General features: G+C 62.9%; 27 protein-coding genes and 1 riboswitch. Of the genes, 16 read left to right on the top strand and 11 right to left on the bottom strand.

Annotated elements, in window-relative coordinates; translation table 11 throughout:
• The first annotated feature begins 59 nt into the window (after nucleotides 1-59).
• From PMI07_RS07760 to PMI07_RS07735, 6 genes are all read left to right on the top strand, one after another.
• Entirely contained in the window at nucleotides 60-1,283 is a 1,224-nt protein-coding gene (locus PMI07_RS07760; protein ID WP_007757145.1) for a LysR family transcriptional regulator, read from the top strand.
• 293 nt (nucleotides 1,284-1,576) lie between these two features.
• On the top strand, nucleotides 1,577-2,755 hold the full coding sequence (locus PMI07_RS07755; RefSeq protein WP_007758124.1) for an ABC transporter substrate-binding protein: 1,179 nt from the start codon (nucleotides 1,577-1,579) through the stop codon (nucleotides 2,753-2,755).
• Nucleotides 2,756-2,936: 181 nt separating this feature from the next.
• Nucleotides 2,937-3,794, top strand: coding sequence for a branched-chain amino acid ABC transporter permease (locus tag PMI07_RS07750; protein ID WP_007758126.1), 858 nt, complete (start codon nucleotides 2,937-2,939; stop codon nucleotides 3,792-3,794).
• Complete coding sequence (locus PMI07_RS07745) at nucleotides 3,791-4,828, top strand: branched-chain amino acid ABC transporter permease (RefSeq protein WP_007758127.1); 1,038 nt, start codon at nucleotides 3,791-3,793, stop codon at nucleotides 4,826-4,828. The genes PMI07_RS07750 and PMI07_RS07745 overlap by 4 nt, the downstream gene beginning before the upstream one ends.
• The gene (locus tag PMI07_RS07740) at nucleotides 4,828-5,577 is read left to right on the top strand and encodes an ABC transporter ATP-binding protein (protein WP_007758128.1); all 750 of its coding nucleotides are present in this window, start codon (nucleotides 4,828-4,830) and stop codon (nucleotides 5,575-5,577) included. Before PMI07_RS07745 ends, PMI07_RS07740 begins: the two co-directional genes overlap by 1 nt.
• Nucleotides 5,574-6,293, top strand: a complete 720-nt coding sequence (locus tag PMI07_RS07735; protein ID WP_024163660.1) for an ABC transporter ATP-binding protein — start codon at nucleotides 5,574-5,576, stop codon at nucleotides 6,291-6,293. Before PMI07_RS07740 ends, PMI07_RS07735 begins: the two co-directional genes overlap by 4 nt.
• Nucleotides 6,294-6,444: 151 nt before the next feature.
• Here the strand turns inward: PMI07_RS07735 and PMI07_RS07730 are convergent, their stop codons facing one another.
• The 3 genes from PMI07_RS07730 to PMI07_RS07720 are packed head-to-tail and all read right to left on the bottom strand — an operon-like array spanning nucleotide 6,445 to nucleotide 9,404.
• Nucleotides 6,445-7,197 carry an ABC transporter ATP-binding protein gene (locus tag PMI07_RS07730; protein WP_007752372.1) on the bottom strand — a complete coding sequence of 251 codons (753 nt, stop codon included), beginning with the start codon at nucleotides 7,195-7,197 and terminating at the stop codon, nucleotides 6,445-6,447.
• Complete coding sequence (locus tag PMI07_RS07725; protein WP_007752371.1) at nucleotides 7,191-8,261, bottom strand: iron ABC transporter permease; 1,071 nt, start codon at nucleotides 8,259-8,261, stop codon at nucleotides 7,191-7,193. Before PMI07_RS07725 ends, PMI07_RS07730 begins: the two co-directional genes overlap by 7 nt.
• A gap of 6 nt (nucleotides 8,262-8,267) precedes the next feature.
• Nucleotides 8,268-9,404, bottom strand: coding sequence for an ABC transporter substrate-binding protein (locus PMI07_RS07720; protein WP_007752370.1), 1,137 nt, complete (start codon nucleotides 9,402-9,404; stop codon nucleotides 8,268-8,270).
• Nucleotides 9,405-9,519: 115 nt separating this feature from the next.
• Here PMI07_RS07720 and PMI07_RS07715 point away from each other — a divergent pair, with 115 nt between their 5' ends.
• The 4 genes from PMI07_RS07715 to PMI07_RS07700 all read left to right on the top strand — a co-directional run bounded on the left by PMI07_RS07715 (nucleotide 9,520) and on the right by PMI07_RS07700 (nucleotide 11,836).
• A complete protein-coding gene (locus PMI07_RS07715) occupies nucleotides 9,520-10,305 on the top strand; it encodes a methyltransferase domain-containing protein (protein WP_007752369.1) in 786 nt (261 codons plus the stop codon).
• Between the two features lie 318 nt (nucleotides 10,306-10,623).
• Complete coding sequence (locus PMI07_RS07710) at nucleotides 10,624-11,127, top strand: invasion associated locus B family protein (protein WP_245277111.1); 504 nt, start codon at nucleotides 10,624-10,626, stop codon at nucleotides 11,125-11,127.
• A 65-nt stretch (nucleotides 11,128-11,192) separates the two neighbouring features.
• Nucleotides 11,193-11,444 carry a type II toxin-antitoxin system VapB family antitoxin gene (locus PMI07_RS07705; RefSeq protein WP_007752367.1) on the top strand — a complete coding sequence of 84 codons (252 nt, stop codon included), beginning with the start codon at nucleotides 11,193-11,195 and terminating at the stop codon, nucleotides 11,442-11,444.
• Entirely contained in the window at nucleotides 11,444-11,836 is a 393-nt protein-coding gene (locus PMI07_RS07700; protein WP_007752366.1) for a type II toxin-antitoxin system VapC family toxin, read from the top strand. The genes PMI07_RS07705 and PMI07_RS07700 overlap by 1 nt, the downstream gene beginning before the upstream one ends.
• 7 nt (nucleotides 11,837-11,843) lie before the next feature.
• Here the strand turns inward: PMI07_RS07700 and PMI07_RS34800 are convergent, their stop codons facing one another.
• Nucleotides 11,844-12,092 carry a hypothetical protein gene (locus tag PMI07_RS34800; RefSeq protein WP_007752365.1) on the bottom strand — a complete coding sequence of 83 codons (249 nt, stop codon included), beginning with the start codon at nucleotides 12,090-12,092 and terminating at the stop codon, nucleotides 11,844-11,846.
• A gap of 84 nt (nucleotides 12,093-12,176) precedes the next feature.
• Here PMI07_RS34800 and PMI07_RS07695 point away from each other — a divergent pair, with 84 nt between their 5' ends.
• Nucleotides 12,177-15,086, top strand: coding sequence for a response regulator (locus PMI07_RS07695; RefSeq protein ID WP_007752364.1), 2,910 nt, complete (start codon nucleotides 12,177-12,179; stop codon nucleotides 15,084-15,086).
• Nucleotides 15,087-15,189: 103 nt separating this feature from the next.
• Nucleotides 15,190-15,816, top strand: a complete 627-nt coding sequence (locus tag PMI07_RS07690) for a hypothetical protein (RefSeq protein WP_007752363.1) — start codon at nucleotides 15,190-15,192, stop codon at nucleotides 15,814-15,816.
• Between the two features lie 27 nt (nucleotides 15,817-15,843).
• Here the strand turns inward: PMI07_RS07690 and thiD are convergent, their stop codons facing one another.
• Genes thiD through thiM form a run of 3 tightly spaced genes read right to left on the bottom strand, consistent with a single transcriptional unit; the run spans nucleotide 15,844 to nucleotide 18,109 of the window.
• Nucleotides 15,844-16,656, bottom strand: a complete 813-nt coding sequence (thiD, locus tag PMI07_RS07685; protein ID WP_007752360.1) for a bifunctional hydroxymethylpyrimidine kinase/phosphomethylpyrimidine kinase — start codon at nucleotides 16,654-16,656, stop codon at nucleotides 15,844-15,846.
• Nucleotides 16,653-17,291: a thiamine phosphate synthase gene (thiE, locus tag PMI07_RS07680; protein WP_007752359.1), complete on the bottom strand. Its 639-nt coding sequence runs from the start codon at nucleotides 17,289-17,291 to the stop codon at nucleotides 16,653-16,655. Before thiE ends, thiD begins: the two co-directional genes overlap by 4 nt.
• Entirely contained in the window at nucleotides 17,288-18,109 is an 822-nt protein-coding gene (thiM, locus tag PMI07_RS07675) for a hydroxyethylthiazole kinase (RefSeq protein WP_007752357.1), read from the bottom strand. Before thiM ends, thiE begins: the two co-directional genes overlap by 4 nt.
• A 38-nt stretch (nucleotides 18,110-18,147) precedes the next feature.
• Nucleotides 18,148-18,243: riboswitch (TPP riboswitch) on the bottom strand.
• Nucleotides 18,244-18,355: 112 nt separating this feature from the next.
• On the opposite strand from thiM, the gene PMI07_RS07665 reads away from it, so the two are divergent.
• The gene (locus PMI07_RS07665; RefSeq protein WP_024163659.1) at nucleotides 18,356-20,626 is read left to right on the top strand and encodes a heavy metal translocating P-type ATPase; all 2,271 of its coding nucleotides are present in this window, start codon (nucleotides 18,356-18,358) and stop codon (nucleotides 20,624-20,626) included.
• Between the two features lie 27 nt (nucleotides 20,627-20,653).
• On the opposite strand, the gene PMI07_RS07660 is transcribed toward PMI07_RS07665, so the two are convergent.
• On the bottom strand, nucleotides 20,654-22,348 hold the full coding sequence (locus tag PMI07_RS07660; protein WP_007753816.1) for an alpha-glucosidase: 1,695 nt from the start codon (nucleotides 22,346-22,348) through the stop codon (nucleotides 20,654-20,656).
• A gap of 136 nt (nucleotides 22,349-22,484) precedes the next feature.
• On the opposite strand from PMI07_RS07660, the gene PMI07_RS07655 reads away from it, so the two are divergent.
• Nucleotides 22,485-22,667: a hypothetical protein gene (locus PMI07_RS07655; protein WP_007753819.1), complete on the top strand. Its 183-nt coding sequence runs from the start codon at nucleotides 22,485-22,487 to the stop codon at nucleotides 22,665-22,667.
• Between the two features lie 11 nt (nucleotides 22,668-22,678).
• The gene (locus PMI07_RS07650) at nucleotides 22,679-22,906 is read left to right on the top strand and encodes a hypothetical protein (RefSeq protein WP_007753822.1); all 228 of its coding nucleotides are present in this window, start codon (nucleotides 22,679-22,681) and stop codon (nucleotides 22,904-22,906) included.
• A 70-nt stretch (nucleotides 22,907-22,976) separates the two neighbouring features.
• On the opposite strand, the gene PMI07_RS07645 is transcribed toward PMI07_RS07650, so the two are convergent.
• Nucleotides 22,977-23,783: a class I SAM-dependent methyltransferase gene (locus PMI07_RS07645; protein WP_007753835.1), complete on the bottom strand. Its 807-nt coding sequence runs from the start codon at nucleotides 23,781-23,783 to the stop codon at nucleotides 22,977-22,979.
• A gap of 270 nt (nucleotides 23,784-24,053) precedes the next feature.
• On the opposite strand from PMI07_RS07645, the gene PMI07_RS07640 reads away from it, so the two are divergent.
• Entirely contained in the window at nucleotides 24,054-24,671 is a 618-nt protein-coding gene (locus PMI07_RS07640; protein ID WP_037086403.1) for a hypothetical protein, read from the top strand.
• Nucleotides 24,672-24,688: 17 nt separating this feature from the next.
• On the opposite strand, the gene PMI07_RS07635 is transcribed toward PMI07_RS07640, so the two are convergent.
• Both PMI07_RS07635 and PMI07_RS07630 read right to left on the bottom strand, forming a co-directional pair.
• Nucleotides 24,689-25,432 (bottom strand): DUF6683 family protein, encoded by a 744-nt coding sequence (locus PMI07_RS07635; RefSeq protein WP_024163658.1) that lies wholly within the window; start codon nucleotides 25,430-25,432, stop codon nucleotides 24,689-24,691.
• A 69-nt stretch (nucleotides 25,433-25,501) separates the two neighbouring features.
• A complete protein-coding gene (locus tag PMI07_RS07630) occupies nucleotides 25,502-26,272 on the bottom strand; it encodes a gamma-glutamyl-gamma-aminobutyrate hydrolase family protein (protein WP_007754098.1) in 771 nt (256 codons plus the stop codon).
• Between the last annotated feature and the right edge of the window lie 3 nt (nucleotides 26,273-26,275).

Here is a 26,275-nt window from a genome sequence, read left to right as displayed (position 1 = left end):
GCGGTCGGGGGCCTCGCTTGCTCTTCCGGCGTCAAACAGATGTGCTAGAAGAGCCCATCATGAGTTCTTCGCAGCCCGCGGCGGCATCCACGATCCTGCACCACAGCCTCCGGCACCTGAGAGCGTTCCTCGCGGTCGTCGATACCGGCTCCGTGACCAGGGCGGCCGAGCTCTGTTTCGTGTCCCAACCGGCGGTCACCCAGGCGCTGTCGAAGATCGAAAAGACCGCCGGCCTGCCTCTGTTTTCCCGCACGCCGCAGCGGATTTTTGCCAATGGCGCCGGTGAAATCCTGGCGCTGCGCATCAAGCGTGCCTTTGGTTTTCTCGATCCGGCCCTGTCGGAATTGTCGCCGAGACTGCGGATGACGGCGACGACCGCGCAGCTGAAGTCGCTGATCGCGGTCCGCGAGACCGAGAATTTTACGCTGGCGGCGAACCGTCTCGGCCTCAGCCAGCCGGCGGTCTATCGCGCCGTCAGCCAGCTGGAAGAGGAAGCGGCGCGGCCGCTGTTTGAACGCACGTCCTACGGCATCATCGCGACGCGTGCGGCCCATGCGCTTGCCCAGGCGGCAAGGCTGGCCTTCATCGAGCTCGAACAGGCCGATGCGGACCTTGCGGAACTGACGGCGGCCGAGATCGGCCAGATCGTCATCGGCGCGACACCACTTGCCAAGTCCTATGTGCTGCCGAAGGCGATCGCCGGCTTCCGCAAGATCCGTCCGAACCTGCCCATCCAGATCCAGGAGGGCCCCTATCCGGATCTGCTGGGTGCACTTCGCCGAGGCGAGGTGGATTTCATACTCGGCGCGCTGCGGGTGCCGGCCCCGATCGGCGACGTGGAGCAGAAGGTGCTGTTCCACGACACTGTGGTCATGGTTTCGGGACAGGCGCATCCGCTGGCTGGCAGGGAGAACCTGACTGTTGACGACCTCGCGGCTTTCCCCTGGGTCGTCAACCAGAGCGGAACGCCGATGCGCCGGTATTTCGACAGCGTCTTTAGCGGTTCGCCGAGCGGTCCGCCGAAGAGCATCGTCGAAACCGGCTCGCTGATCCTGATGCGCGAACTCCTGGATTCCAGCGATCATCTCGGCTGCACCTCCCGCCTGCAGGCGGAAGCGGAGATCGCGCGCGGGCTGATGCGGGCGCTGCCCTTCGATCTCAGCCACACGTCGCGCCCGATCGGCGTGACGACGAGAAAGGACTGGCTGCCGACGGCGGCGCAGCAGGCGTTCCTGGAACTTCTACCCGCCTGGTCCGAGCGCCCGGCGGATCGATCGTTATAACCAGAACTTATAAGCATGGCAGATGAACTGATTAAGCCTGGAGACGCAGCCGGGCTAAGGTGCAAATGCGCCAGGCAGGTGGAGAGGTTGGCGTTCTGCGCGGGCATCGCGGTGTCCGGCCCCGGAGGTTAACGTAAAGTTGAAAATAGTGGGACGCCAAAGCATCCCGACCCGTTGACTGACGTATCGGCGGTCAACGATATAGGCTACCAGTTATGGCAGGCTTGGGCTGACGTCCTGATCCGGACCGGCGAGCCTCTATAAGAAAATTCCACACTCGGAGGAGGAAATACATGCTCAACAGAAGAACGCTCATCGCAGCGGCAGGCGTAGCGCTTAGCTGCCTTGCTGCCATTCCGGCAGCAGCCCAGGAAACTATCAAGATCGGCCTCATCCTGCCGATGACCGGTCCCTTCGCCTCGACCGGCCGTCAGGTCTCGGCCGGGGTCAAGACCTTCGTGGCGATGAAGGGCGATACCGTCGCCGGCAAAAAGATCGAGCTGATCATCCGCGACGACGCCGGCGTCGCCGACCAGACCCGCCGTATCGCCCAGGAACTGGTCGTCAATGATGGCGCCAAGGTGCTGGCCGGCTTCGGCCTGACGCCGCTCGCCATGGCTGTTGCGCCGGTCGCGACCCAGGCCAAGATCCCCTCGGTGGTCATGGCTGCCGGCACGGCGTCGATCACCAAGGCATCGGAATACATCACCCGCACCTCGGGCACCCTGCCGCAGTATTCCCTGCCGGTCGGTACCTGGGCTGCCGCCAACAAGATCAAGAAGGTCGTGACGCTGGTTTCCGACTACGGTCCGGGCATCGACGCCGAGAAGTGGTTCACCAAGGAATTCAAGGCCAAGGGCGGCGAGATCGTCGAAGCCGTCCGCGTGCCTCTCGCCAATCCCGACTTTGCACCGTTCCTACAGCGCGTGCGTGACGCGAAGCCCGATGCGGTCTTCGTCTTCCTGCCGTCGGGTGCCGGTTCGCTGTTCATGAAGCAGTTCGCCGACCGCGGCCTTGCCGACGCCGGCATCAAGCTGATCGCCACCGGCGACGTCACCGACGACGATATCTTGAACTCGATGGGCAAGCCGGCAATCGGCACCATCACCGGCCATTTTTATGCAACCGCGCATGACAGCCCGGAAAACAAGGCCTATGTCGCAGCCTTCAAGAAGGCCAATGCCGACATGCGCCCGAACTTCATGTCGGTCGGCGGTTACGACGGCATGGCGCTGATCTATGCTGCGCTCGAAAAGACCAAGGGCGACGTCACCGGCCCGGCTTTCATGGCGGCCGTCAAGGGCCTCTCCTGGACGAGCCCGCGTGGCCCCGTCTCGATCGATCCGGAAACCCGCGACATCATCCAGAACATCTACATGCGCGAAGTCAAGGACGTGAACGGCGAGCTGCAGAACGTCGAGTTCCAGACGTTCAAGGATCTCAAGGATCCGGAAAAGGCCGAAGCCAAGTAAGCCAAGCTTTGCAAACGGACGGCGGGAGGCTTCAGCCCGCCGTTTCCGGCGCGAAAATATCCTGACATCCTTGTTCTTGACCGCAGTCTCCCGAGCGGGAATGTTAGGGTCTGTTGATCGATAAATGGGCGCGCGATCGCGGGCGGAAAAACGCCGGCGGTCGCTCTCAAAGAAGAGCCAAATGCTTACAATCCTGTTCGACGGCATAGCTTACGGCATGCTGCTTTTCATTCTGGCCTGCGGGCTGACGGTGACGCTCGGTCTGATGAACTTCATCAACCTGGCGCATGGCGCCTTCGCCATGGCCGGCGGCTACGTGACTGTCGTGATGATGAACCGCTACGGCATCTCCTTCTACTGGTGTCTGCCGGCGGCCTTCATCGTTTCGGCGCTGATCGGCCTCGTCCTGGAGCGGACGCTTTATCAATGGCTTTACCAGGCTCCGCATCTGGACCAGGTACTCTTCTCGATCGGCATCGTCTTCATGGCGATCGCCGCGACCGATTATTTCATGGGCGGCCAGCAGCAGCTGATCAATCTGCCGCCGGAACTCTCCGGCCGCATGGACGTGTTCGGCGTCGGCGTCGGCCGCTACCGGCTCTTCACCATCATCGTCTGCGCAGCACTGGCGCTTGCGCTGCAGCTCATCCTGTCGAAAACCCGCTTCGGCAGCAGGCTGCGCGCCGCGGTCGATGACCGGCGCGTCGCCATGGGCCTCGGCATCAACGTACCGCTCGTCTTCGCGCTGACCTTTGCCTTCGGTTCGGGCCTTGCCGGCCTCGGTGGTGCGATGGGCGCGGAAATCCTCGGGCTCGACCCGAATTTCCCACTGAAATTCATGATTTACTTCCTCATCGTCGTCTCGGTGGGCGGCACATCCACTGTCTCCGGTCCGTTCCTCGCTGCCCTGCTGCTCGGCATTGCCGACGTGGCTGGCAAATATTACGTGCCGGCGATCGGTCCCTTCGTCATCTATGCGCTGATGATCGTCATGCTGATCGTGCGGCCGAATGGCCTGTTCTCAAGGGGCAGCCGATGAGCGTTCTTCCGCAGGAAACCACCGTGTCCGCAAGTTCCTCCACCGCTACAGCCGAAACCCGCGCTGCGAAGCTGATGAAGCGCAGAAGCCGCATCCGCTTTTACGAGATCATCGTCTGGATCGCTGCGATCGCCGCTTACTTTCTGCTGCCGTCGAAGATGCTGATCCTCACCGAGATCGCCATCCTGGCGCTGTTTGCCGTGTCCCTCGACCTGGTGCTCGGTTTCGCCGGCATCGTTTCGCTCGGCCATACCGCCTTTTTCGGCCTCGGCGCCTATGTGGCAGGCCTGATGGCACAGCATTATTTCGCCGAACCGGTGACCGGTCTCATCGTCGCGGGCGTCGCCTCCGGCGTTCTCGGTCTGCTCACCAGCTTCCTCATCCTGCGCGGTTCGGACCTCACCCGCCTGATGACCACGCTCGGCATCGGTCTGATGATGGCGGAAGTCGCCAATCAGATGGCCTGGCTGACCGGCGGCGCGGACGGGCTCAGCGGTTTTTCGCCTGGCCCGATCCTCGGCATGTTCGAGTTCGATCTGTTCGGCAAGGTCGGCTATCTCTATTGCGTCGGCGTGCTCTTCATCGGCACGATGATCATGCGCCGCATCGCCTTTTCGCCTTTCGGCCTGTCGCTGAAGGCAATCAAGGGCAACCCGATGCGATCCGGCATGATCGCGGTTCCGGCCCGCAAGCGCATCGTTACCGCCTATACGGTCGCGGCGATCTTCGCCGGCATGGCGGGCGCGCTGCTCACCCAGACGACCAGCTTCGTCTCGCCTGATGTGCTCGCTTTCCACCGCTCCGCCGACGTGCTGCTGGTGCTCGTCATCGGCGGTACGGGTTACCTCTATGGCGGCATCTTTGGGGCGATCCTGTTCACGCTGGTGAAGGACTGGCTGTCGGTGATCACGCCGCAGTACTGGATGTTCTATATCGGCCTGCTGCTCGTCATCCTGGTGCTGATCGGCCGGGAGCGGCTGTCGCGCTGGGTCGAATACCTGCCTGAGCGGCTCTCGAAGAAGGAGGACCGCTGATGAGCGAGATCGTTCTCGAAACCAGGCATCTGGTCCGCCGCTTCGGTGCCTTCCTCGCCACCAATGACGTGAGCCTGAAGGTAGAGCGCGGTGCCCGCCACGCCCTCATCGGCCCGAACGGCGCCGGCAAGACGACGCTGATCAACCTCCTGACCGGCGTCCTGCCGCCGTCGGAAGGCCAGGTCTTCCTGGAAGGCGAAGACATCACCTCGATGGCCTCGTTCCGGCGCGTCAAGCGCGGGCTGACCCGCACCTTCCAGATCAACCAGCTCTTCAACGATTTCACCCCGCTCGAAACCGTGGCGTTGGCGATCGCCGAGCGCGAAGGTGTCGGCCACAATCTGTGGCGGTCGATTGCCGGTTACGGCAAGGTGGTGGACGAGGCTGCAGCCCTTCTGGCGCGTTTCGGGCTTGCCTCCGTCATGGGCGAGCGCACCGTGATCCTGCCATATGGCAAGCAGCGCCTGCTCGAGATCGCCCTCGCTTTCGCCTCCAAGCCCCGCGTGCTGCTGCTCGACGAGCCGGCAGCGGGCGTGCCGGAAGACGAGCGGCACGAAGTGCTGCAGATCGTCTCGGACCTTCCGGCCGACGTCACCGTGCTCCTGATCGAGCACGACATGGATCTGGTCTTCTCGTTCGCCAACCGGATTTCGGTTCTGGTGGCGGGCGCCGTCTTCGTCGAAGGGACGGTTGCGGAAATCTCCGCCGATCCGCGCGTCAAGGCCGTCTATCTCGGAGAAAATGCATGAGTGCCCCGGTTCTGGTCACCGAAAAGCTGGTCGCGGGTTATGGCGAGGCGAGCGTGCTTGCCGGCATCAGCCTGACGATCGAGGAAGGCAAGACGCTGGCGCTGCTCGGCCGCAACGGCACAGGCAAGACGACCTTCGTCAACACGCTCGCCGGCGTCACCACCCATCATTCCGGCACGGTCCACCTCATGGGGCGTGACGTGACGAAGCTGCGCGCCGACCGCCGGGCAGCTGCCGGTATCGGCTGGGTGCCGCAGGAGCGCAACATCTTCAAGTCGCTGACCGTCGAAGAGAACATGACGGCGATCGCGCGCCCCGGTGTGTGGACGCTGGAACGGGTTTATTCGATGTTCCCCCGCCTGAAGGAACGCCGCAAGAACCTTGGCAACCAGCTCTCCGGCGGCGAGCAGCAGATGCTGGCAGTCGGCCGGGCGCTGATGGTCAATCCGAAGCTGCTGCTTCTCGACGAACCGACTGAGGGCCTGGCGCCTATTATCGTCGACGAGCTGCTGGCGGCGATCCAGCGGATCACGCAAGGCGAAGGTATGTCGGCCATTATCATCGAGCAGAAGGCCCGCAAGGTCCTGCCGCTCTCCGACGACGCCGTCATCCTTGATCGCGGCGCGATCGTCTATCAGGGCACCAGCGCCGATCTGCTCGCCAACGACGATATCCTCGGCAAGCACCTGACCGTGGAAAAGGGCTCCCGCCATTGATTCTGAAAAGCGTGAGAGGAGGGCAAAGACCTTCCCTTCCACGCGGGTACGCATTCGAAAGCCCGTGGCGCCTGTCTCCGATGGGCTGTGCGGTTTGGGATATTCCCGCCGTCTGAACGCCCTGAGCTGAAGTCAGGATTCAGCGATCCGTTCAGTGCGCGGTGCCGTCGACGATCACGTGGTCGTGGTCCATCGAGCATTTTTCGATGCGGGCATGGACTTTGTAGACATCGCGCAGCATCTCCACCGTGACGACGTCGCGCGGGTTTCCGCAGCTGCGCATGCGGCCGTTGGCGATCACCAGAACCTTGTCGGCAAAGCGGAGCGCCTGGTTGAGGTCGTGGATGGCGATCATCACGATCATGCCTTTTGAGCGCGCCCGACGCTGCATGAAGTCGAGCACTTCCACTTGGCGGTGAAGATCGAGCGCGCTGGTCGGCTCGTCCATCAGCATGATTTCCGGCTCGCGCACCAACGCCTGGGCGATCGATACCAGCTGGCGCTGGCCGCCGGAGAGCGCACCGAGATCGCGAAACGCGATGGAAGTGATGTTGAGCGCCCTCATGATCTCGTCGATGAACGATAGGTCGCTGTCGCTGACGTTCCAGGATTGGCCCTGCTTGCGGGCGAGAAGAATGGACTCGTAGACGGTCAGCACCGCATTGGCCGAAGTGTCCTGCGGCATGTAGGTGATGGCGTTCCTGGTCCTGGCGCCATCGATGACGATATTGCCGGGGCCCTTTAAAAGGCCGGTAATGCGCTTGAACAGCGTCGACTTGCCGGCCGCATTGGGGCCGATGACGGCAATCAGTTCTCCTGCGCGCATGACTGGGGTCGTCACATCTTCCACGAACAGCTTGCGGCCATGATAGGCGCCGACCGACTGCAATTGCATCGCTACCATGACCGGCTCCGGTTCGAGAGGATGAGCGAGAAGAAGAAAGGGACGCCGACCAGCGCCGTGATGATGCCGATCGGGAAAACGACGCCCGGAATGATCGACTTCGAGACGATCGAGGTGAGCGACAGAAGCAGGGCGCCGGACAGGATCGAACCTGGCAGGAAGAAGCGCTGGTCCTCGCCGAGGATCATGCGGGCGATATGCGGGCCGACCAGCCCGACGAAACCGATCGTGCCGACGAAGCTGACCGGGACTGCGGCGAGCAATGAGATGATCAGCATGGTTTCGAGCCGGATGCGCCGGACATTGACGCCGAAGCTTGCCGCCTTGTCCTCGCCGAGCCGGATGGCGGTCAGTGCCCAGGCATGGCGGGCAAACAGCGGCAGCGCGATCAGGAGGACGGCAAGCGTGATGCCGATCTTCGGCCAGGTCGCCTTGGTGAGGCTGCCCATGGTCCAGAAAACGACGGCCGACAGCGCCTGTTCGGAGGCGAGATATTGCAGGAAGGCGAGCAGCGCATTGAAGGTGAAGACCAGTGCGATGCCGAGCAGGACGACGGTCTGCACCGAGACGCCGCGCATCTGCGAGATGAAATGGATGAACAACGTGGCGATCAGCGCCATGATGAAAGCATTGACCGGCACGAGCAGGGTGGCCGCAACCGGCAGGATGGAGACGCTGGTGACGATCGCCAGGGCCGCCCCGAAACTGGCGGCGGCCGAGATGCCGAGCGTGAACGGGCTTGCGAGCGGGTTGGCAAGGATGGTCTGCATCTGCGCCCCGGCAACCGACAGCGCCGCGCCGACCACGATCGCCATGACGGCGACCGGCATGCGGATATCCCAGACGACGGCCCGTATCTGGGCCGAGACGGAGGAGGGATCGATCAGAGCGGCGATCACCTCGCCGAGACTGTAGCGGGCCGGCCCCCAGGCGAGATCAACGGCAAATGACAGACACAGCGCGGCTGTCATGGCGGCGAGGATCACAAGCTTGCGCCGGGCGAGGGCGCGATAGCGCTCACGCCCGGCTTCAGCTTCGATCGGCAATGCGGCGATCTCGGCCATTTCGGTTTACTTTGCCGCCTTGGCGTCGACCCAATAGCCCGGCTGATACGGAACCGGCAGGAACTTCTCATGGAATTCCTTGAAGGTCGCATCCGGATCGAGATCGGCGAACAGCTCCGGGTGGAACCATTTTGCCATCTGCTGCACGGCAACGAACTGGTAGGGGCTCGTGTAGAACTGGTGCCAGATGGCGTGGACATTGCCGCCCGCGACCGCCTTGGAACCGGTGAAGGCCGCGTTCTGCATCAGGGCGTTGAGCGCCTTGCGGCTGTTATCGGCGGTGGTGGCGGCCGTCGGGCCGACATTCACAAAGTCCTTAGCGTCCTTGGTCTGGCTCCAGTTCGAACCGGTGACAACGATCACGTCAGGATTGGAGGCGACGACCTGTTCGGCATTGATCGAGCCGGTATAGCCCGGCAGGAAATCCGAACCGAGGTTGCGGCCGCCGGCCCAATCCACCATCAGGCCGAAATTGTCAGGGCCGAACGTGCCGCAGCACTCGACGAGGCCGGCTGCGCGATACATGAAGACATTAGGCTTCTTCGGGTTGGCGTCCTTCAGCTTGTCGGTGACGCGCGCCATCTGCTGCTTCCAGTAGGCGGCGACAGCCTCAGCGCGGTCCTCATGGCCGAAGAGCTTGCCGAGAACCTTGAGGCTCGGTTCGGTATTGGCGAGGATCTGCTCGCGGAAGTCGATATAGACGATCTTCACGCCGATCTTGTTCAGCATGTCCTCGAGTTTCACCTCGTCGGCTGCTTTCTTGTTGCCGATCGGCAGAAGCATGACGTCCGGGTTCAGCTTGACGACCGTCTCGGTCTGCAGCGTGCCGTCGGTCAGGTTGCCGAGATAGGGCAGTTCCTTGCCTTTCGGGAACTTGGCGACATAGGCATTGAAACCGTCCTTGTCGGTGGTCCAGAGGTCATTGCGCCAGCCGACGATCTTGGCGAAGGGATCTTCCTTCTCGATTGGAGCGACACCGTAGAGCATCCGGCCTTCGCCGAGAATGACGCGCTCGACCGGCTTGTCGAACTTCACCTCACGGCCGGCGACGTCCTTGACGGTGAAGGACTGTGCCAGTGCAGAAAAGGGTAGAAGGCTCGCAAGTACAACCGCTGATGTTGCAAGCATTTTCGCGAAATTCATCTGGAAACTCCCCCGACGTCTGATAATGTCCGCAGGCATATGAAATATGACTTTATGAATCAAGATTTATGTTTTAGAGCCTTTCCAAAGTAGTCTGTCTAACAGGGCCTCCGTGATGAATTCGATGAACACCAACTATTCCATCCGTGACGAAATCCGTGACTTCTGGTCGGAAAGAGCGGCGACGTTCGACGAGAGCGTCGGCCACGAAATCTTTTCAGAGGAAGAGCGCAAGGGCTGGCAGCGGCTGATCCGCAAGCATCTCGGCGATGGCACCGGCCGTGCCGCTCTGGACCTCGCTTGCGGCACGGCGGTCATCTCGCACCTGATGAACGATGTCGGCTTCAAGGTTACCGGTCTCGACTGGTCGGACGCGATGCTGGCGCAGGCGCGCGCCAAAGCCAAGAAGCGCGGCACCGATATCCGTTTCGTGTCTGGCGATGCGGAAAACACGATGGAACCCAAGAACAGCTACGACGTCGTCACCAACAGGCATCTGGTCTGGACGCTCGTCGATCCGCCAGCGGCTTTCGCGGAATGGTTCTCCGTCCTGAAGCCAGGCGGCAAGGTGTTGATCCTCGACGGCAACATGGGCAAGGAGACCTGGGTCAAGAGCTTGCAGAAGCTGTGGTCCAAAGTAACCGGCAAACCGGCGCGAAGCCACATGAGTCCAGCGATGGCGGCTCGCCACCAGGCTATCCGCTCGCGCGTCTATTTCTCGGATGCGATGCCGGCGGAAGCGGTGGTCGATCTGCTGACCAAGGCCGGTTTCGTCAACATCGTCGTCGACCGCAAGCTGTCCGACATCCATTGGGCCCAGGCCCGCAAGATGCCTTTCCTGCGCGGCCTGGAGCGCATGGTGCAGGAACGTTTCGCGATCTGCGCGACGAAGCCGGAATAAGCCCGCCATGAGGTGGCCCTAGTGGCCACCGTCCGCCCGCTCGCAATTTTGCACAGCATTTGCTGCCGCCTGACATGATTGTGACCGGGCTGTGACCCCGGGCGTTAACCTTTGGCGGTTTTCCCGAAGCTGCGGGGGCGACACAAAGTAACGCTGATCACGATCCGGCTCTGTCCGGGCCTCTCGGGCGTTTTGTTTCGGGGCATTCGCCGGAAGCAGTTAACCTTGTGATAACCGATCGATTTTTGAATGGGCTATCTTCTGCGCGCGGCCATCGCCGCCTCGGCTCCCTTGCCATTTCTGACCATGGAGACAAGATTGTCCATCAAGCTTTTTGCCCTTTCCGCGTTTGCCCTTTCCACGCTTGCAGCACCCGTCCTTGCACAACCGAGCCCGAGCATGGTGAAGAAATTCGACGCCTGGGGTCTTTATTCCTACAAGGGCGACGGCGGCACGACGTGTTACGTGCTGACCACGCCCACACAGATGCAGCCCGCCACTGTCGATCACGGCGACAACTTTTTCCTCGTGGCGCCGAAACCTTCCGGATCGGGTTTCTATCCGCAGGCGATCATGGGTTACGACCTGAAGGGCGGATCGCAGATGACCGTGACCGTCGACGGCCAACCTTTCACCCTGGAGCCGAAGGGCAATTCCGGCTGGACGAAGCAGGAGAGCAACGATGCCGCGCTCATCGCCGCGATGAAATCGGGAAGCAGCATGACCCTGGAGGCGGTCTCCCAGCGCGGCACCCAGACGAGCTACACCTTCTCGCTTTCCGGCGTGAGCGCGGCACTGACCCAGGCCGGGCGCTGCAGCTGATCGGTTTTTCTCGCTTTGTCATGACGGATATGGTATCTGTCATGACAAACACCGGAGAAATGGCCATGAACCTGCAGATACGCGATCCGCTTGCGCATGAACTGGCCCGCGAGTTGGCGGAGAAGCGAAAGATTACGTTGACCGAGGCGGTGATCGAGGCCCTGAAGGCTGAGTTGCGCAAGGAAAATTCTGCACAGGAGCGGAGCGGGTCGCTCCTCGAGCGACACGCCTTTCTGGCCGAAAGGCTGAAGACGCTTGGCGCCGGCGAAGGCCGTGAGATGACCAAGGACGAGATCGATGAGATGTGGGGCCACTAGTGTTCATCGATACCTCGGTGATTGTGGCAATTCTTGCTCTGGAAGATGACGGCCCCGAATGGTCGAAGCGGATGGAGGGTGCCGAACGTCTCATGACCAGTCCGCTTGTTGTTCTCGAGGCAACGATGGTTCTGTCGACGAGGCGTACTGCCGATCCGCTTGTGACCCAGATGGTGGTTTCGGACTTTCTCCGAAGCAGCGGCGTCGAGATCGTCCCCATCGAGGAAGCGGATGGCGAGTTGGCGGTCCAGGCTTTCCGCGACTACGGGAAGGGCAGGGGGCATCCGGCCCAGCTTAACTTGGCGGACTGCCTCTCCTATGCCTGTGCCAAAAACCGCGGCCTGTCACTGCTCTACAAGGGCGACGATTTTGCACGTACGGATCTCGCTTGAATGCCTCTCAGTTGAAGCAAAAACAGCCCTCAAGACCCATGGCTTTTTTGTGGCAATGCCCTAATTGACGATTGTCAAAAAGGCTGTCCCAGGTGATCGTTGTCATGTAAGACGGCAGCATAGTGCTTATCGCCGCCGAAAGCGTAATGATGAACCGTTCGACTGCTGAGACAGCCTTTCTTTCCCACAACGGCGAAATGGCCCGTCTCATTGCGGCTTTCGATTGGGCAAGCACCTCGCTTGGTCCGATCGGCATCTGGCCTCAGAGCCTCCAGACGGCGATTTCCTTGATGCTTCAGTCGCCGGCCCGATCGTCACGCTGTGGAACGAGGACGGCGTGATGATCTACAACGACGCCTATTCCGACTTCGCCGGGCGACGTCATCCCGGTATCCTCGGCTCCAAGGTGCGCGAGGGCTGGCCTGAAGTCGCCGACTTCAACGACAACGTCATGAAAGTCTGTTTCGCCGGCGGCACGCTTGCCTATTCCGATCAGGAAATGGTCCTCGACCGCTCCGGCGTGCCGGCCTCGGCCTTCATGAACCTCTACTATTCCCCGGTCTACGATGAGGCCGGAAAGCCTTTCGGCGTGATGGCGATCGTCGTCGAAACCACGGCCAAGGTGCGGGCCGAGCGACGGCTTCAGGGCGAGGGGGAGCGCCTGAGGCTGATGTTCGAACAGGCGCCGGGCTTTATGGCCATGGTGACCGGGCCGGACCACGTCTTCGAAATGGCGAACGGCGCCTATATGCGCCTCGTCGGCGGTCGCGACCTGCTCGGGCGAACCATTCGCGAAGCCTTGCCGGAGGTGATGGAGCAGGGTTTTTCCGAACTGCTCGACGAGGTCCGTAGAAGCGGCCATCCGCATCTCGGCCAGGGGGTGAGCGTGACGCTGGCGCGCCGGCCCGGCCAGCCGCCGGAAGAGCGTTTCGTGGATTTCGTCTACCAGCCGATTGTCGATGACGCCGGCCAGCCGACGGGCATCTTCATCCAGGGTAGTGACGTTACCGACCAGAAGAAGGCGGAGATCGCGCTCCTCAAGGAGACGCGCCATCTCGAGGTGCTCAACCGTCTCGGCGCCGACCTTTCGGCCGAGCTCGACCTCGAAAAGGTGGTGCAGATGACCACCGATGCCGGCGTGGAATTGACCGGCGCGCAGTTCGGAGCCTTCTTCTACAATGTGGTCAACGACCGCGGCGAGAGCTACATGCTCTATGCGCTGTCCGGCGTCCCCCGCTCGGCGTTCGAGAGTTTTCCGATGCCGCGCAATACGGCGGTTTTTGCCCCGACCTTCGGCGGCGAGGGCGTCATCCGCTCCGACGATATTCTGAAGGACGCCCGCTATGGTCTGAATGATCCGTATTTCGGCATGCCGAAAGGCCATCTGCCGGTGCGCAGTTATCTCACGGTTCCGGTGATTTCGCGCTCCGGCGAGGTGATCGGTGGCCTGTTCTTCGGCCATGCGGAACCCCGGCAGTTCCGTGAGGAGCATGAGCGACTGGTGGTGGGGGCGGCCGGCCAGGTGGCTATCGCCATCGATAATGCGCGGCTTTTCCGCGCCGCAGAGCGCGACCTTGCCGATCGCCAGCGCGCCGAGGAGGCGCTGCAGGCGCTGAACGCCAATCTCGAACAGAAGATCGCGTCCGAGATATCCGAGCGCATGAAAGCGGAAGAGGCGCTACGCCAGAGCCAGAAGATGGAAGCGCTTGGCCAATTGACAGGCGGCGTCGCGCACGATTTCAACAACCTGCTGCAGGTGATCTCCGGCAACCTCCAGCTTCTCGCCAAGGATGTCGCCAACAACCAGCGCGCCGGGCGCCGGGTGGAGAATGCGCTTGCCGGGGTACAGCGTGGTTCCAAGCTGGCAAGCCAGCTTCTCGCATTCGGCCGCCGCCAGCCCCTGGAACCGAAGGTTGTCAATATCGGCCGGTTCCTCACCGGCATGGAGGAACTGCTGCGCCGAACGCTCGGCGAGGATATCGAGGTCGAGACGATCCGTTCCGGCGGCCTCTGGAATGTACTGGTCGACCCGACGCAGATCGAGAATGCGCTGCTGAACCTCGCGATCAACGCCCGCGACGCGATGGAAGGCGGTGGCAAGCTGACGATCGAGGCGGGCAACGCTTTCCTCGACGATAATTACGTGCGCCAGCATTCGGACGTGCCGGCTGGCCAATATGTGATGCTGGCGGTCACCGACACGGGCACCGGCATGACCCCCGAAATCATGGAACAGGTGTTTCAACCGTTCTTCTCGACCAAGCCCGTTGGCAAGGGCACCGGCCTCGGGCTCTCAATGGTCTACGGTTTCGTCAAGCAGTCCGGCGGGCACATCAAGATCTACAGCGAGCTCGGCCAGGGCACGACCATCAAGATCTATTTCCCGCGCGTCCAGCGCAGCGAGGATCTGGTGACCGACCCGGATTTCGGCCCGGTAACCGGCGGCACGGAAACCATTCTGGTGGCCGAGGATGACGAACAGGTGCGCGCCACGGTGGTCGAGCTGCTCGGCGATCTCGGATATGCGGTCCTGAAGGCGAAGGACGCGGCGGGTGCGCTGAGCGTCATCGAAAGCGGCGTGCCGGTCGATCTTCTGTTCACCGACGTGGTGATGCCCGGGCCGCTGAAGAGCACCGAGCTTGCCCGCCATGCCCGCGAGCGGATGCCGGATGTCGCCGTGCTGTTCACCTCCGGCTATACGGAAAACTCGATCGTGCACGGCGGCCGGCTCGATCCCGGTGTCGAACTGCTCTCGAAACCCTATACCCGCGAGGCCCTGGCGCGAAAGATCCGCCACGTGCTGAACGGTCAGCAGCATCGTAACCGGGTGAGGGCCTCGCTTGCCGCAAAGCCGCCTGCACCTGCGACCAGTGGACAGCAGCCGGCCACGCCGCGTTATTCCGTGTTGCTCGTAGAAGACGATTTCCTGATCCGCATGAGCACGGCCGATCTCCTCACCGAGCTGGGGCATCAGGTGTCCGAAGCCTCGACGGCCGAGGAGGCGATCATCATGATAGAGGAGCGCCGGTTCGACGTGGTGGTAACCGATCTCGGCCTGCCTGGCCTTTCCGGCGGCGAATTCGCGCAACGGGCGCGCAAGCTATCTCCCGATGTCGGCATCGTATTTGCGACCGGCAATGACAGGATTCCCGACGAGGCGGCGATCGAAGGCGCAGTGCTCCTCAAGAAGCCCTATGGCAGCCAGGAAATCGCCATGGCCTTCGAGAAGATCACGGTGCAAAAGGGCTGAGGGCCTTCACCGAACTACACGAAGGTATCGAGAACCGTCAATTTTCATTGATTGGTCGAGCGTGGCTCCCGAGCCTAACATCGCGGCAAACGGAGATAGACATATGTCCCGACTGCGCTTGCCGAAAATTTCCGCCCTCGTTGCCCTTGGACTATCCGCGTCGCTTGCGACGATCTCGGTTGTTGATGCCCAAAGCGCACGCGTGCGCATCCGCGGAACGATCACGTCGGTGGAGGGCTCGGTCCTCAACGTCAAGACCCGCGAAGGGACCATGGCCGCCATCACGCTGAATTCCGGCTTGATGGTCTCCACGGTCGTCAACGCCTCGCTCGACGACATCAAGCCGGGCGACTATGTGGGCGTCGCTTCCGTGCCGAAGGCCGATGGCGGTGACGGCGCATTGGAAGTGCTGGTTTTCCCGGCCGCGATGAAGGGTACCGGTGAAGGAAGCTTCGCCTACGACCTGAAGCCCAACAGCACGATGACCAATGCGACGGTCTCGAACGCCGTCAAGGCCGTGGACGGCCGCGAACTGACCCTCACCTACAAGGGTCAGGAAAAGAAGATGACAGTTCCCGCCGGAACCCCTGTGGTGACCATCGCGCCGGCTACTCCCGCCGACCTCGTCGCCGGCGCACCCGTCATCATCAATTCCGACAAGGCCGCTGACGGCTCCCTCTCCACCGCCCGCATCACCGTCGGCACCAAGGGCGTTGTACCGCCGATGTGATGGGGGCGTTCAGCTCAGGAGGCCGCCTTACCACCACTCGTGAAAATGCGATACCGGTCCGTGGCCGGTGCCGACGGTGAGGGTGTCGGCGGCGGCAATCGCGCCGGCGAGATAGGTCTTTGCGATCGCGACCGCCCCGGCCGGCGAGGCGCCCTTGGCGAGTTCGGCGGCGATCGCGCTCGAGAGCGTGCAGCCGGTGCCGTGTGTGTTGCTGGTCGCCGTGCGCTTGCCCTCGAACCAGCGGATGCCGGTGGCATCGGCCAGCACGTCCGGGCTGTCCTCGCCGTGCAGATGGCCACCCTTCACGAGCACTGCCTTCGGCCCGATCTTCAGCAACCGCTCGGCCTGGTTCGCCATCTGCTCGCGGGTGACGGCAATCGTCTCGCCGAGCAGCGCTGCGGCTTCCGGCAGGTTGGGGGTGACGACGGTGGCAAGCGGCATCAGCTTATAGGTAACGGCGTCCACCGCATCGAGCGCCAGAAGCGGCGAGCCGCCTTTGGCAATCATGACGGGATCGAGCACGATCGGCACGGTATCGCGATAGGGGCGCAGCACATCGGCGACCGCCTCGGCGATCTCGGCATTGGCGATCATGCCGATCTTCACCGCATCGACCCGCACGTCGAGGAAGATGGTGCGGATCTGGTTTGCGACGAAGGCGGCGGGCACCGCATGCACGCCGCTGACCCCTTGGGTGTTCTGGGCCGTCAGCGCCGTCAGCGCCGCCATGCCATAGGTGCCGCGGGCCGCAAAGGTTTTCAGGTCAGCCTGGATGCCGGCGCCACCGGAGGGGTCCGAACCGGCGATCGACAGGACGTTTTTGATGTCGGGCCTGGTCATGCGCGTGCTCTCTCGATTTCCGTGGCGATCCTGCGGGCTGCGGCTTCAGGATCGGGCTGGCCACAGATGGCGGAAACCACCGCGATGCCCATTGCACCGGCAGCGAGTGCCGGGCCGGCATGTTCCGCCTTGACGCCGCCGATCGCGACCGCCGGAACCGGCGCCATGGCGACGATGCGCGCCAGGCCGTCGAAACCGATCGGCTGCTTGTGGTCGGGCTTGGTACTGGTCGCAAAGATCGGGCCGATGCCGACATAATCGACGATGGACGGATCCACCCGCCGCGCCAGTTCCTCCGTCTCGACCGAGAGGCCGAGGATCATGCCATGACCGGCGCGCTGTCGCGCCATTGCCGCGACCATGTCGCTCTGGCCGACATGCAGGCCTTCGGCACCGATCGCGATTGCCGCTTCCACATCGTCGTTGATGATCAGCGGCACGCCCGTGCCTGCCAGGAGGGCCTTCAGCGCCCTGCCAGTTTCGATCATTTTTGCGGTATCCGCCTGCTTGTCGCGGAGCTGGACGATGGTGACGCCGCCGGCCACCGCCAGCCGGGTTGTCTCGACCATGCCGATGTCGTGGCAGAGATCCGGGTCGAGGACGAGATAGACGGAAAGGTCGAAGATCTTTTTCATGCGGCGACAACCCTTGCCCTGGCATCGAGCGCCTCGCCGGTCAGCGCCGCGAGCCGGTCGAGGAAGATCGGCGAGAAGAAGCCGGGGCCGGAGGCGGTGAATGCCGCTTCCTCGCCCGCGACCGCGAACATGGCGAGTGCGGCGACCGTCGCCTCGAAGGGATCGTCCGTGCTTGCCGCAAAGGCGCCGACAAGGCAGGTGAGCGAGCAGCCGAGCGCGGTGACGCGCGGCATCAGGGCAGAGCCACCCAGAATGCGGACCGAACGCCGGCCGTCGGTGACGAAATCCACTTCGCCGGTAACAGCCACCACGCAGCCATTCTGCTGGGCAATCGCAATCGCCGAACCTTCCGCCGCCATGACGCTGTCGCCGCTGTCGACGCCATGGCCGCTAGACTGGCTGCCGGCCAGCGCAATGATTTCCGATGCGTTGCCGCGGATGACCGTCGGCCGCAGCTTCATGAGCTCGGCGAGTGCCGCGCGGCGATATGCGGTGGCATAGTGGGCAACGGGATCGAGCACCCAGGGCTTGCCGGCCTCGTTGGCGGCCGTAGCGGCGGCTTTCATGCCGGCCAGGAAATCCGGCGACAGCGTACCGATATTGACCGTCAGCGCCGCGGCGATACGGGCGAATTCGCCTGCCTCTTCCTTCGTATGCACCATGGCGGGGGAGGCGCCGGCTGCGAGCATCACGTTGGCGGCGATGTTCATAGCCACGAAATTGGTGATGTTCTGGACGAGCGGATTTTTGGTGCGCATCGCGGTCAGCAGTTGGCCAAGGGTCTGTCCAAGGCCCCCAAGGGGGATTGTCGTCTGCATGTCTGCCTCTTTCGGCGGGGCAGGCGCGGGGCGTGATATTGAACGCCCAGACGACTCCCTCCGCCAGCATGATCTGGTTCAGGTTCTAAGGGTGCTTCTCAGCCCGGCTTTGCCGGACGCCCCTGTCTTCACCATGGCTTACAGCAAAGATAATGCGCTTCGCCAGCGATTTTTTCGAGATTGGGCCTTGCAGCTCTAGTCGCTAGAGGTTGTAGGGAGGAGGCTTGATCCAACGGGAATGAGACGATGAACGCGACGACACAGGCACGATACAAGGTCGGCGGCATGGATTGCGCCAGTTGCGCGACGAAGATCGATACGGCGGTGCGCCGCATGCCGGGCGTCGAGGACGTGTCCGTTTCGGTCGCGTCCGGGACTATGACGGTACAGCATGACGGAAGCGGCGATCTCGTCGCCATCGAGAAGAAGGTCGTGGGGTTGGGGTATTCGCTCAGGGCTTTGGGGCAGAAGGCCGGTGAGGACGCAAGGCGGCGCGGCACACTCCCTGTGATTTCCCCCCTTGAGGGGGAAATCAGCAAACCGCACGACCATCATCACGCCCATGACGGCGGGCACGACCACGCGCATCACGATCACGACCACAGCACGACGGAAATCGAAGGTCTGCATGGCCACGATCACGGGCCGATGGACGGGCCGTGGTGGAAATCTGCCAAGGGCCGCTTGACAATCCTGGTCGGTTTTGCGTTGACCGTGGCTTACGGGATCGGTCATCTGATGCCGGCCTATGATACGTACATCTTTACAGCCGCCATGTTGGTCGGCCTTGTGCCCATCGCTCGCCGCGCCGTCATGGCCGCATTTGCCGGCACGCCGTTTTCGATCGAGATGCTGATGACGATTGCCGCCGTCGGCGCGGTCGTCATCGATGCCTCGGAAGAGGCCGCCGCCGTGGTCTTCCTCTTCCTGATCGGCGAGCTGCTGGAGGGGGTCGCGGCTGGCAAGGCGCGGCAGAGCATCCGGAGCCTGACGGCGCTGGTGCCGAAGAATGCGCTTCTCGAAGAGAACGGCCAGACCCGCGAAGTGCCGGCGGAAGGCCTCGCCGTCGGCACGATCATCCTTGTTCGTCCCGGCGACCGCATTTCGGCGGATGGTGTCATCGTCGCTGGCGAAAGCGCGATCGACGAGGCGCCGGTGACGGGTGAAAGCACGCCGGTCTCCAAGGGCGTCGACGCGCTGGTCTTTGCCGGTACGATCAACGGTGATGCGGCCTTGCGGGTTCGCGTGACGGCGGCTGCCGAAGACAACACCATTGCCCGCGTCGTGCGGCTGGTCGAGGAAGCGCAGGAGAGCAAAGCGCCGACCGAACGCTTCATCGACCGTTTCTCGCGCTACTACACGCCGGGCGTCGTCGCCGTTGCCGCGCTTGTCGCCATCCTGCCGCCCCTTGTTGCCGGTGCGTCCTGGAATGAATGGATCTACAAGGGCCTGGCGATCCTGCTGATCGGCTGCCCCTGCGCGCTGGTCATCTCGACGCCGGCGGCGATTGCCGCATCGCTATCGTCAGGCGCCCGGCGCGGCCTGTTGATGAAGGGCGGCGCGGTGCTTGAAACGCTCGGCAAGATCACCGCCGTCGCGCTCGACAAGACCGGAACGCTGACAGCTGGCAAGCCTCAGGTGACCGACGTCGTCGCCTTCGGCCGCAATGCGGAAGACGTGCTGCGGTTTTGCGCGGCACTCGAAACCGGCTCCAGCCACCCGCTGGCCGTCGCCATCCTCGCCAAGGCGGCTGATGACGAAGTCGAGATTCCAGCAGCGACGGATGCCCGGGCGCTCGGCGGCAAGGGTGTCACGGCCGTTGTCGAAGGCCAGGAGGTTTTCCTCGGTTCGCCCAGAGCCGCGGCCGAGCGGGTGTCGCTGCCGATGGCCCATTCCCGGCGGATCACCGGCCTCAACGACGAGGGCAAGACTGTCTCGGTGCTGATCGTCGGCGGCGTTCTGGCCGGCGCGATTGCCATGCGCGACGAACCGCGGCCCGACGCCAAGGCCGGCCTCAAGGCGCTGACCGATGCGGGAATCAAGACCGTCATGCTGACCGGCGACAATGCCCGCACCGCGACCGCGATCGGCAAGGACCTCGGTATCGAGGTGCGCGCCGAGCTGATGCCGGAAGACAAGAGCCGCATCGTCGGCGAGCTGAAGCGCCAGGGTTTCGTGGTCGGCAAGGTCGGCGACGGCATCAACGACGCCCCGGCGCTTGCCGCTGCCGATGTCGGCATTGCGATCGGCGGTGGCACGGACGTTGCGCTGGAAACCGCCGATGCCGCAGCATTGCACGCCCGGGTCGGCGATATCGCCGCGATGATTGAACTGTCGAAGCGGACGATGCGCAATATCTACCAGAACATTTCGATCGCTCTTGGGCTGAAGGCCGTCTTCCTGGTGACCACCATCATCGGCGTCACCGGATTGTGGCCGGCGATCCTCGCGGACACCGGCGCCACGGTGCTGGTGACGATCAATGCACTGCGGTTGCTGCGGGTGAGGGCGGCCTAGGGGCGGATTTCAGGGCGAGCGCATGCTTCAAGACTCTCGTGCCAGAACCGCAAAAGCCTCGTATGGCCTCAGCGTCAGGCTCTCGCCGAGCGCGTTCACCGGTTCATAGTTCGAAATCAGGCCCTCGCCCGACATCTGCAATTCCCCCGGCAGCTCGGCCGTCACCGCGCGGGCCTTGAAATTCGCCACCACCACCAGCCGCTCCTTGTCGAGCGTTCGCGAATAGACGAACACGTCCGGATGGCTGTCGAGCCAGCTCTGGTAGGTGCCGTAGACGATCACCTCATGGGCTTTCCGGAGTGCGATCAGCTTGCGGTAATGGTTCCAGATCGATTTCTCGTTGGTCATTTCCACTTCCGCGTTGATCGTCGGGTAGTTGGGATTGACCTCGATCCACGGCACGCCGGTCGAGAAGCCGCCATAGGGGGCGGCGCTCCATTGCATCGGGGTGCGGGCATTGTCTCGGCCGTTCTCGTTGGCGCCCTTGATGAATTCCTCGGGCGAAAGGCCGGCCTCGATATGGAGGCGGTGCATGTTGAGGGTCTCGATGTCGCGATACTGCTCGATCGTCGTGAAGGGCACATTGGTCATGCCGATCTCCTCGCCCTGGTAGATGAAGGGCGTGCCCTTCATCAGGTGCAGCACGGTCGCCAGCATCTTGGCCGACTCCACCGGATAGCCGGTCGCGTCGCCATATTTGGAAACGGCGCGCGGCAGGTCGTGATTGCCCCAGAACAGCGAGTTCCAGCCGTCGTCGGACAGCGCATATTGCCATTTGCTGAGCACCGATTTCAGCCTCACCAGATCGAACGGTTTCGAGCGCCATTTGCCAAATACCTCGTCCCATTGCTGGGTGACATGCTCGAACTGGAAGATCATCGACAGTTCGTGGCGGTTGCGGCCGGAATAGAGGAGCGCCGATCCTGGCGTGGCACTCCACGTCTCGCCGACGGTGAGGATATCGCGGCTGCCGAAGGTCTCGCGGTTCATCTCCTGCAGGTAGTCGTGCAGGTGTGGGCCGTCATGGATGATCGCCTGGTCCACCTGCTTGCCGATATAATCGATGACATCCATGCGGAAACCGGCGATGCCGCGCTCCAGCCACCAGTTCATCATCCGGTAGATCTCGGCACGAACCTTGGAATTTTCCCAGTTGAGATCCGGCTGGCGTGTCGAAAACAGGTGCAGGTAATATTCGCCGCTCAAGGGATCGAGCGTCCAGGCAGGCCCGCCGAAGGAGGACATCAGGCCGTTCGGCGGGCCGCCGTCTTTAGCCGGTTTGCGCCAGATGTAGAAGTCGCGGAACGGATTGCCCGGCCCCTTGCGGCTCTCGACGAACCACGGATGTTCGTCCGACGTGTGGTTGACGACGAGATCGAGCACGATGCCGATGCCCCGTTTCTTCGCGTCGGCCACCATCCCGTCGAAATCGGCAAGCGTGCCGAATTCCGGGGCGATGTCCTGGTAATCGGAAATGTCGTAACCGTTGTCGTCCATCGGCGACTTGTAGATCGGCGAGAGCCAGATCACGTCGATGCCGAGCGATTTCAGATAATCGAGCTTGGAGGTGATACCGGGAATATCGCCGATGCCGTCGCCGTTGAGATCACAGAAGCTGCGCGGATAGACCTGGTAGACGGTGGCAGTGTGCCACCATTTGTGCTCTATCGGCAGCGTGGCCTGCTGCATCACGGCTGCAAGCTGATCCTGAAAGTCGTTCATCGAGCCCTCCTGCCTTTTTACGTCTCCCGCTCGAACGCGGCAGCGCGGCGCGGGTTCCTGTCCAGGAACATGCGATGGAACATCGGGACTCTCTGCTGGTTAGACCAGTGGGAAACCTGAAGAAAAGGAGGCCCCCATGAGCAGCAGACTTCCCCCGACGCCCTCGGCAAACCTGAGCCACAAGGGTTCCGGCGAGCAGGCGCATCCGTCCGACATCAAGCGCGGCAAGCTCCAGCCGGCGAACGATCCCGGCAAGCAGGGCCAGCAAGGCAATACAAAGGTCAACACGACCCATCAGGGTTATCAACAGGACCGATAGGGAGGGCCATCATGTCGACATCGCAGAAGACACCGGCGAGCATCCGTCAGGGCGGGCCGGGCGCCAGTCATGAGAAGGCCCCCAATGCGAAAAAAGGCGTGCCGCTCGAAGTGAGGAAGCCGCCGGCCGACGACGATCTGCGCTCCAAGAGCCGGGTTTCGGGTGGTGGCGGCGAACGCGACAGCCACCACACCCATGATGCCAAGAAGAAGGGCGGACAGGCAAATTCGGCGCATTGATCGGGTTGGATGAAGAAACGCCCTTCCGGTGGAAATGCCGGGAGGGCGTTGTTTTCCGATACCGAAACGATCACGCGGAGGGAACGACACCCCGGCAAGCCCAGGCGACCGAGACGAACGAGCGCGGGCCATCCGGCCTGCCGGCCTCGTAGGCGGCCCTGACGGCGGCGTCGGTTTTGGCCCTGAGCGCGGGGTCGAGCGATGCCACATATTTGCCGAGCGGGCCTTCGCCGGCAGCGATCGGTGCCCAGTAGTCGTCGAACGACTGAAATTCCATGCGGATCATCAGGGAGACCTCCGCCACGTCGATGAGGCCTTGTCGGATGAAGCTGTCCTTCATCTCGCCCGGCTGCATCATCGGCTGGAAGAAGTGGTGGCTTCGCATCCGCCGGGCATTGTCGTCCAGCATCGAGACCGTGTCCCACATCATCCGCATGGCCGGCATGCCGCCGAGATGATCCCAGACGGTAGCCGCGACCACGCCGCCGGGGCGCACGACGCGCCGCATTTCGGCAACCGCCTTGTCCGCTTCGGGCACGAAATGCAGCACGAGAAGCGCCATCGCCCGATCGAAATATCCGTCCTCGAACGGCAGCGCGCAGGCATCCGCCTGGCTGATCCTGATCTTCGGATCCGTGTTGCGGCGGATCGCCTCTTCGACGAAGACGGGCGAATAGTCGATCGCCGCGATCTCGGAAAGATTGGCCGCTTTCGGCAGAGCGAATGTCAGGCTTCCGGTGCCGCAGCCGACGTCGAGAACCTTTTCGCCATCCTGAAGACCGGCGAAATCGATCAGCAGGGGTGCCAGCCTCTGGCTCCAGCGACCCATGAGTTGCTCATAACCGCCCGCGCTGCGGACATTGAAACTCGATGTCATGGCGCCCTCCCAAGCTTCCGGGATGGAGGCTATCCCCGGTTTCCCCCGTTGCCAAGACGGCAGAACGGGCTACACGGCCCCGATCGCGCCGCCGCGTGGCCCACCCAACGGGCCGCAGATCGTCTGGCCGCGAAAGCTGAGCGATATCGACGCCTCCAAGGCCCGAGCGTCAGCCCCGTCGTCAAGTGTCGGTGATACGCGCGAGAGGCGGTTGCGCTGCGCGTTTGGTCGTGGAAAAAACAACCGCTGCTTTCAATGCCGATGGGGATCATGACGTCGATTTTCAGAATTGGGGCGCTCTGCGCCCTGTTTTTCAGTATTGCGACGGCGGATATGGCGGCGGCCGATCCTCTCGTCTTTACCTACCACGGTTGGCGGATCGACCTGACCGGTGCGCGCGGCGCCGAACCGGAGCAGAAGATGGTCGCGGCCCTGCAGCGCCAACTCGATATCGTCGAACATGTCGGGCTGAAGCCGAATGTGCTGCAGTTCATGCGTTCGATCCAGGTCTGGGCGGACCCTTCGAAGGCAAGCTTCGGGCCCGGCCACTACAGCAGCAAGACCGGTGTAGACCTGCGCGTGAAACAGCTCGAGGCTGACAAGCCGATCGTCCTGCACGAGTTCCTGCACGCCTATCACGACAAGATGGTGCCCCAGGGTTTCGACAATGCGGATATCAAGCAATTCTTTGACCGGGGCCGGCCGTTCTGGCCGGGCGATTCCTACATGATGAGCAACAACCGGGAATTTTTTGCGGTGACCGCCAGCGTTTACCTGTTCGGCGCCATCGACCGGCCGCCGTGTTCCCGCGCTGAACTTCGCAGCAAGCAGCCGCGCTACTACGAGTGGCTGGCGCAGCTCTTCGACGACGGCCGACCGCGTTCCTGATCCGAGTAAAGGCCGGTTCAATTCACCGGCTTGAACCCTTCGTCGGTCAGGGTCATTGCGGCGAGATCGAGCCCCATGCCGCGCGCGCCCTCGGCCGCGGCACGGCCGATTGCCTTGGTCTGGGCGGCATTGCCCTTGGCCTGTTCGAGCCCGACGCCGAGGAGGAGCGCCTGCATGAACAGGGCTTCCGACATGGATTGTTTGAGGCTGTCATTGGCGTTGGCGAATTCGGGAACCGAAGCCATGGTGCGCATCACCTGCTGCTTGACGGCAGCCGTTGCCGCCTGGCTCGGATCGTCGGTCGAGCCGCGCGTTGCCTGCCAGGCACCGACCCACCAGACCGTATAGGCGTCGGCAAGATTGTCGATCCGCATCCCGTATTTGGCGAGCGGCGCGCGCATCTCCTCGATGATGTCTTGGGAGGCGACGAGCTGGGCGAGGTCGTCCGCTCCCTTTGGATCCGCCGCCCGGCTCTTGGCGACGAAGCTGGCAAGATTGGCCGCGCGGCGGGCTTTCGACGGGATGTAACGGAAGCTGTCCGGCCGCAGCGGGCGGGTAGCCTCGGTCGCAGCCGGATCCTGATTGCCCTTGCGCTGCATCTGCCGCCGCAGCGTCTCGGCGATCGGCCCCATGTTCAGCGTGGCTTCGAAGGCGCCGGGGCTGAGCGGGCCGGAAAAATCGGCTCGCGCCGGGGCGTTTCCTGTCAAAAGGATGCTGAGGCCTGCCAAAAGGATTGCTGAATACTTTGCGTGTGCCCGCATCGCCGACTCCCCGTATTACGATCGGCAATATATGCGCCGCGTTCGTGCCGGCAAGTTGAATGGCAGATATCAGCCTGCGTACTTTCGCGTCCTGACGGCCGTGCCAAATGCCTCGAACAGGGCGCGGTTGATCGGGTTGACCTGCGGATCGTATTCGGCGTGCCATTGGACGCCGAGGGCAAAGCCTTCCGCTTCCTTGAACCGGATCGCCTCGATCGTGCCGTCTTCCGCCACGCCTTCGACGACGATGCGGTTCCCGAGCTCGTCGATCCCCTGGCCGTGCAGCGAATTGACGCGGATCGTCTCCCGGCCGAGCAGGCGTGCGAAAACGCCCTCCGGAACCAGCTGGACGTCATGTCGATCGGCGAAGACGACGGTCATGTCCGGGTGGATCTCGCCGTTTTCGAGCCGTGGCATGCGGTGGTTCATGCGTCCGGGCAGTTCGCGGATCTCCGGGTGCAGCGAGCCGCCGGCCGCGACGTTCATTTCCTGAAAGCCGCGACAGATGCCGAATACGGGTATGCCGGCGGCAACGCAGGCATTGATCAGCGGCAGGGCGACCGCATCGCGGTTCTGGTCATAGGGTTCGTGGCGAGCATGCGGCTCGGTGTTGAAATGGCTCGGATGGACATTGGCTCTGGCGCCGGTCAGCAGGATGCCGTCGACGGTTTCGAGCAGCGTCGGGATATCGGTGATCTTGGGATTGCCGGCAAACATCAGCGGCAAGGCGCCGGTGACTTCCGCGATGGCCCTGAGGTTCTGCTCGCCGACGAGCTGGGCGGAGAAGCGGTTTTCGACATTATGGGTATTCCCGATGACGCCGATCACGGGTCTGGACATTGC

It is taken from the genome of Rhizobium sp. CF080, assembly GCF_000282095.2.
GTDB lineage: Bacteria > Pseudomonadota > Alphaproteobacteria > Rhizobiales > Rhizobiaceae > Neorhizobium.
The sequence above is the reverse complement of the archived record's forward strand: the minus strand, read 5'-3'. Positions and strand labels throughout refer to the sequence as shown.

What these genes read in the sequence shown, in the direction of transcription:
- PMI07_RS07740 (WP_007758128.1), top strand. Translation starts at nt 4,828, where the DNA reads ATGAGCGAGATCGTTCTCGAAACCAGGCATCTGGTCCGCCGCTTCGGT.
- PMI07_RS07715 (WP_007752369.1), top strand. Translation starts at nt 9,520, where the DNA reads ATGAATTCGATGAACACCAACTATTCCATCCGTGACGAAATCCGTGAC.
- PMI07_RS07655 (WP_007753819.1), top strand. Translation starts at nt 22,485, where the DNA reads ATGAGCAGCAGACTTCCCCCGACGCCCTCGGCAAACCTGAGCCACAAG.
- thiE (WP_007752359.1), bottom strand. Translation starts at nt 17,291, where the DNA reads ATGAAAAAGATCTTCGACCTTTCCGTCTATCTCGTCCTCGACCCGGAT.
- PMI07_RS07750 (WP_007758126.1), top strand. Translation starts at nt 2,937, where the DNA reads ATGCTTACAATCCTGTTCGACGGCATAGCTTACGGCATGCTGCTTTTC.
- PMI07_RS07760 (WP_007757145.1), top strand. Translation starts at nt 60, where the DNA reads ATGAGTTCTTCGCAGCCCGCGGCGGCATCCACGATCCTGCACCACAGC.
- PMI07_RS07690 (WP_007752363.1), top strand. Translation starts at nt 15,190, where the DNA reads ATGTCCCGACTGCGCTTGCCGAAAATTTCCGCCCTCGTTGCCCTTGGA.
- PMI07_RS07705 (WP_007752367.1), top strand. Translation starts at nt 11,193, where the DNA reads ATGAACCTGCAGATACGCGATCCGCTTGCGCATGAACTGGCCCGCGAG.
- PMI07_RS07630 (WP_007754098.1), bottom strand. Translation starts at nt 26,272, where the DNA reads ATGTCCAGACCCGTGATCGGCGTCATCGGGAATACCCATAATGTCGAA.
- PMI07_RS07745 (WP_007758127.1), top strand. Translation starts at nt 3,791, where the DNA reads ATGAGCGTTCTTCCGCAGGAAACCACCGTGTCCGCAAGTTCCTCCACC.
- PMI07_RS07665 (WP_024163659.1), top strand. Translation starts at nt 18,356, where the DNA reads ATGAACGCGACGACACAGGCACGATACAAGGTCGGCGGCATGGATTGC.
- PMI07_RS07645 (WP_007753835.1), bottom strand. Translation starts at nt 23,783, where the DNA reads ATGACATCGAGTTTCAATGTCCGCAGCGCGGGCGGTTATGAGCAACTC.
- PMI07_RS07695 (WP_007752364.1), top strand. Translation starts at nt 12,177, where the DNA reads ATGATCTACAACGACGCCTATTCCGACTTCGCCGGGCGACGTCATCCC.
- PMI07_RS07650 (WP_007753822.1), top strand. Translation starts at nt 22,679, where the DNA reads ATGTCGACATCGCAGAAGACACCGGCGAGCATCCGTCAGGGCGGGCCG.
- PMI07_RS07635 (WP_024163658.1), bottom strand. Translation starts at nt 25,432, where the DNA reads ATGCGGGCACACGCAAAGTATTCAGCAATCCTTTTGGCAGGCCTCAGC.
- PMI07_RS07735 (WP_024163660.1), top strand. Translation starts at nt 5,574, where the DNA reads ATGAGTGCCCCGGTTCTGGTCACCGAAAAGCTGGTCGCGGGTTATGGC.
- PMI07_RS34800 (WP_007752365.1), bottom strand. Translation starts at nt 12,092, where the DNA reads ATGCCGATCGGACCAAGCGAGGTGCTTGCCCAATCGAAAGCCGCAATG.
- PMI07_RS07725 (WP_007752371.1), bottom strand. Translation starts at nt 8,261, where the DNA reads ATGGCCGAGATCGCCGCATTGCCGATCGAAGCTGAAGCCGGGCGTGAG.
- thiD (WP_007752360.1), bottom strand. Translation starts at nt 16,656, where the DNA reads ATGACCAGGCCCGACATCAAAAACGTCCTGTCGATCGCCGGTTCGGAC.
- PMI07_RS07730 (WP_007752372.1), bottom strand. Translation starts at nt 7,197, where the DNA reads ATGGTAGCGATGCAATTGCAGTCGGTCGGCGCCTATCATGGCCGCAAG.
- thiM (WP_007752357.1), bottom strand. Translation starts at nt 18,109, where the DNA reads ATGCAGACGACAATCCCCCTTGGGGGCCTTGGACAGACCCTTGGCCAA.
- PMI07_RS07720 (WP_007752370.1), bottom strand. Translation starts at nt 9,404, where the DNA reads ATGAATTTCGCGAAAATGCTTGCAACATCAGCGGTTGTACTTGCGAGC.
- PMI07_RS07640 (WP_037086403.1), top strand. Translation starts at nt 24,054, where the DNA reads ATGACGTCGATTTTCAGAATTGGGGCGCTCTGCGCCCTGTTTTTCAGT.
- PMI07_RS07755 (WP_007758124.1), top strand. Translation starts at nt 1,577, where the DNA reads ATGCTCAACAGAAGAACGCTCATCGCAGCGGCAGGCGTAGCGCTTAGC.
- PMI07_RS07660 (WP_007753816.1), bottom strand. Translation starts at nt 22,348, where the DNA reads ATGAACGACTTTCAGGATCAGCTTGCAGCCGTGATGCAGCAGGCCACG.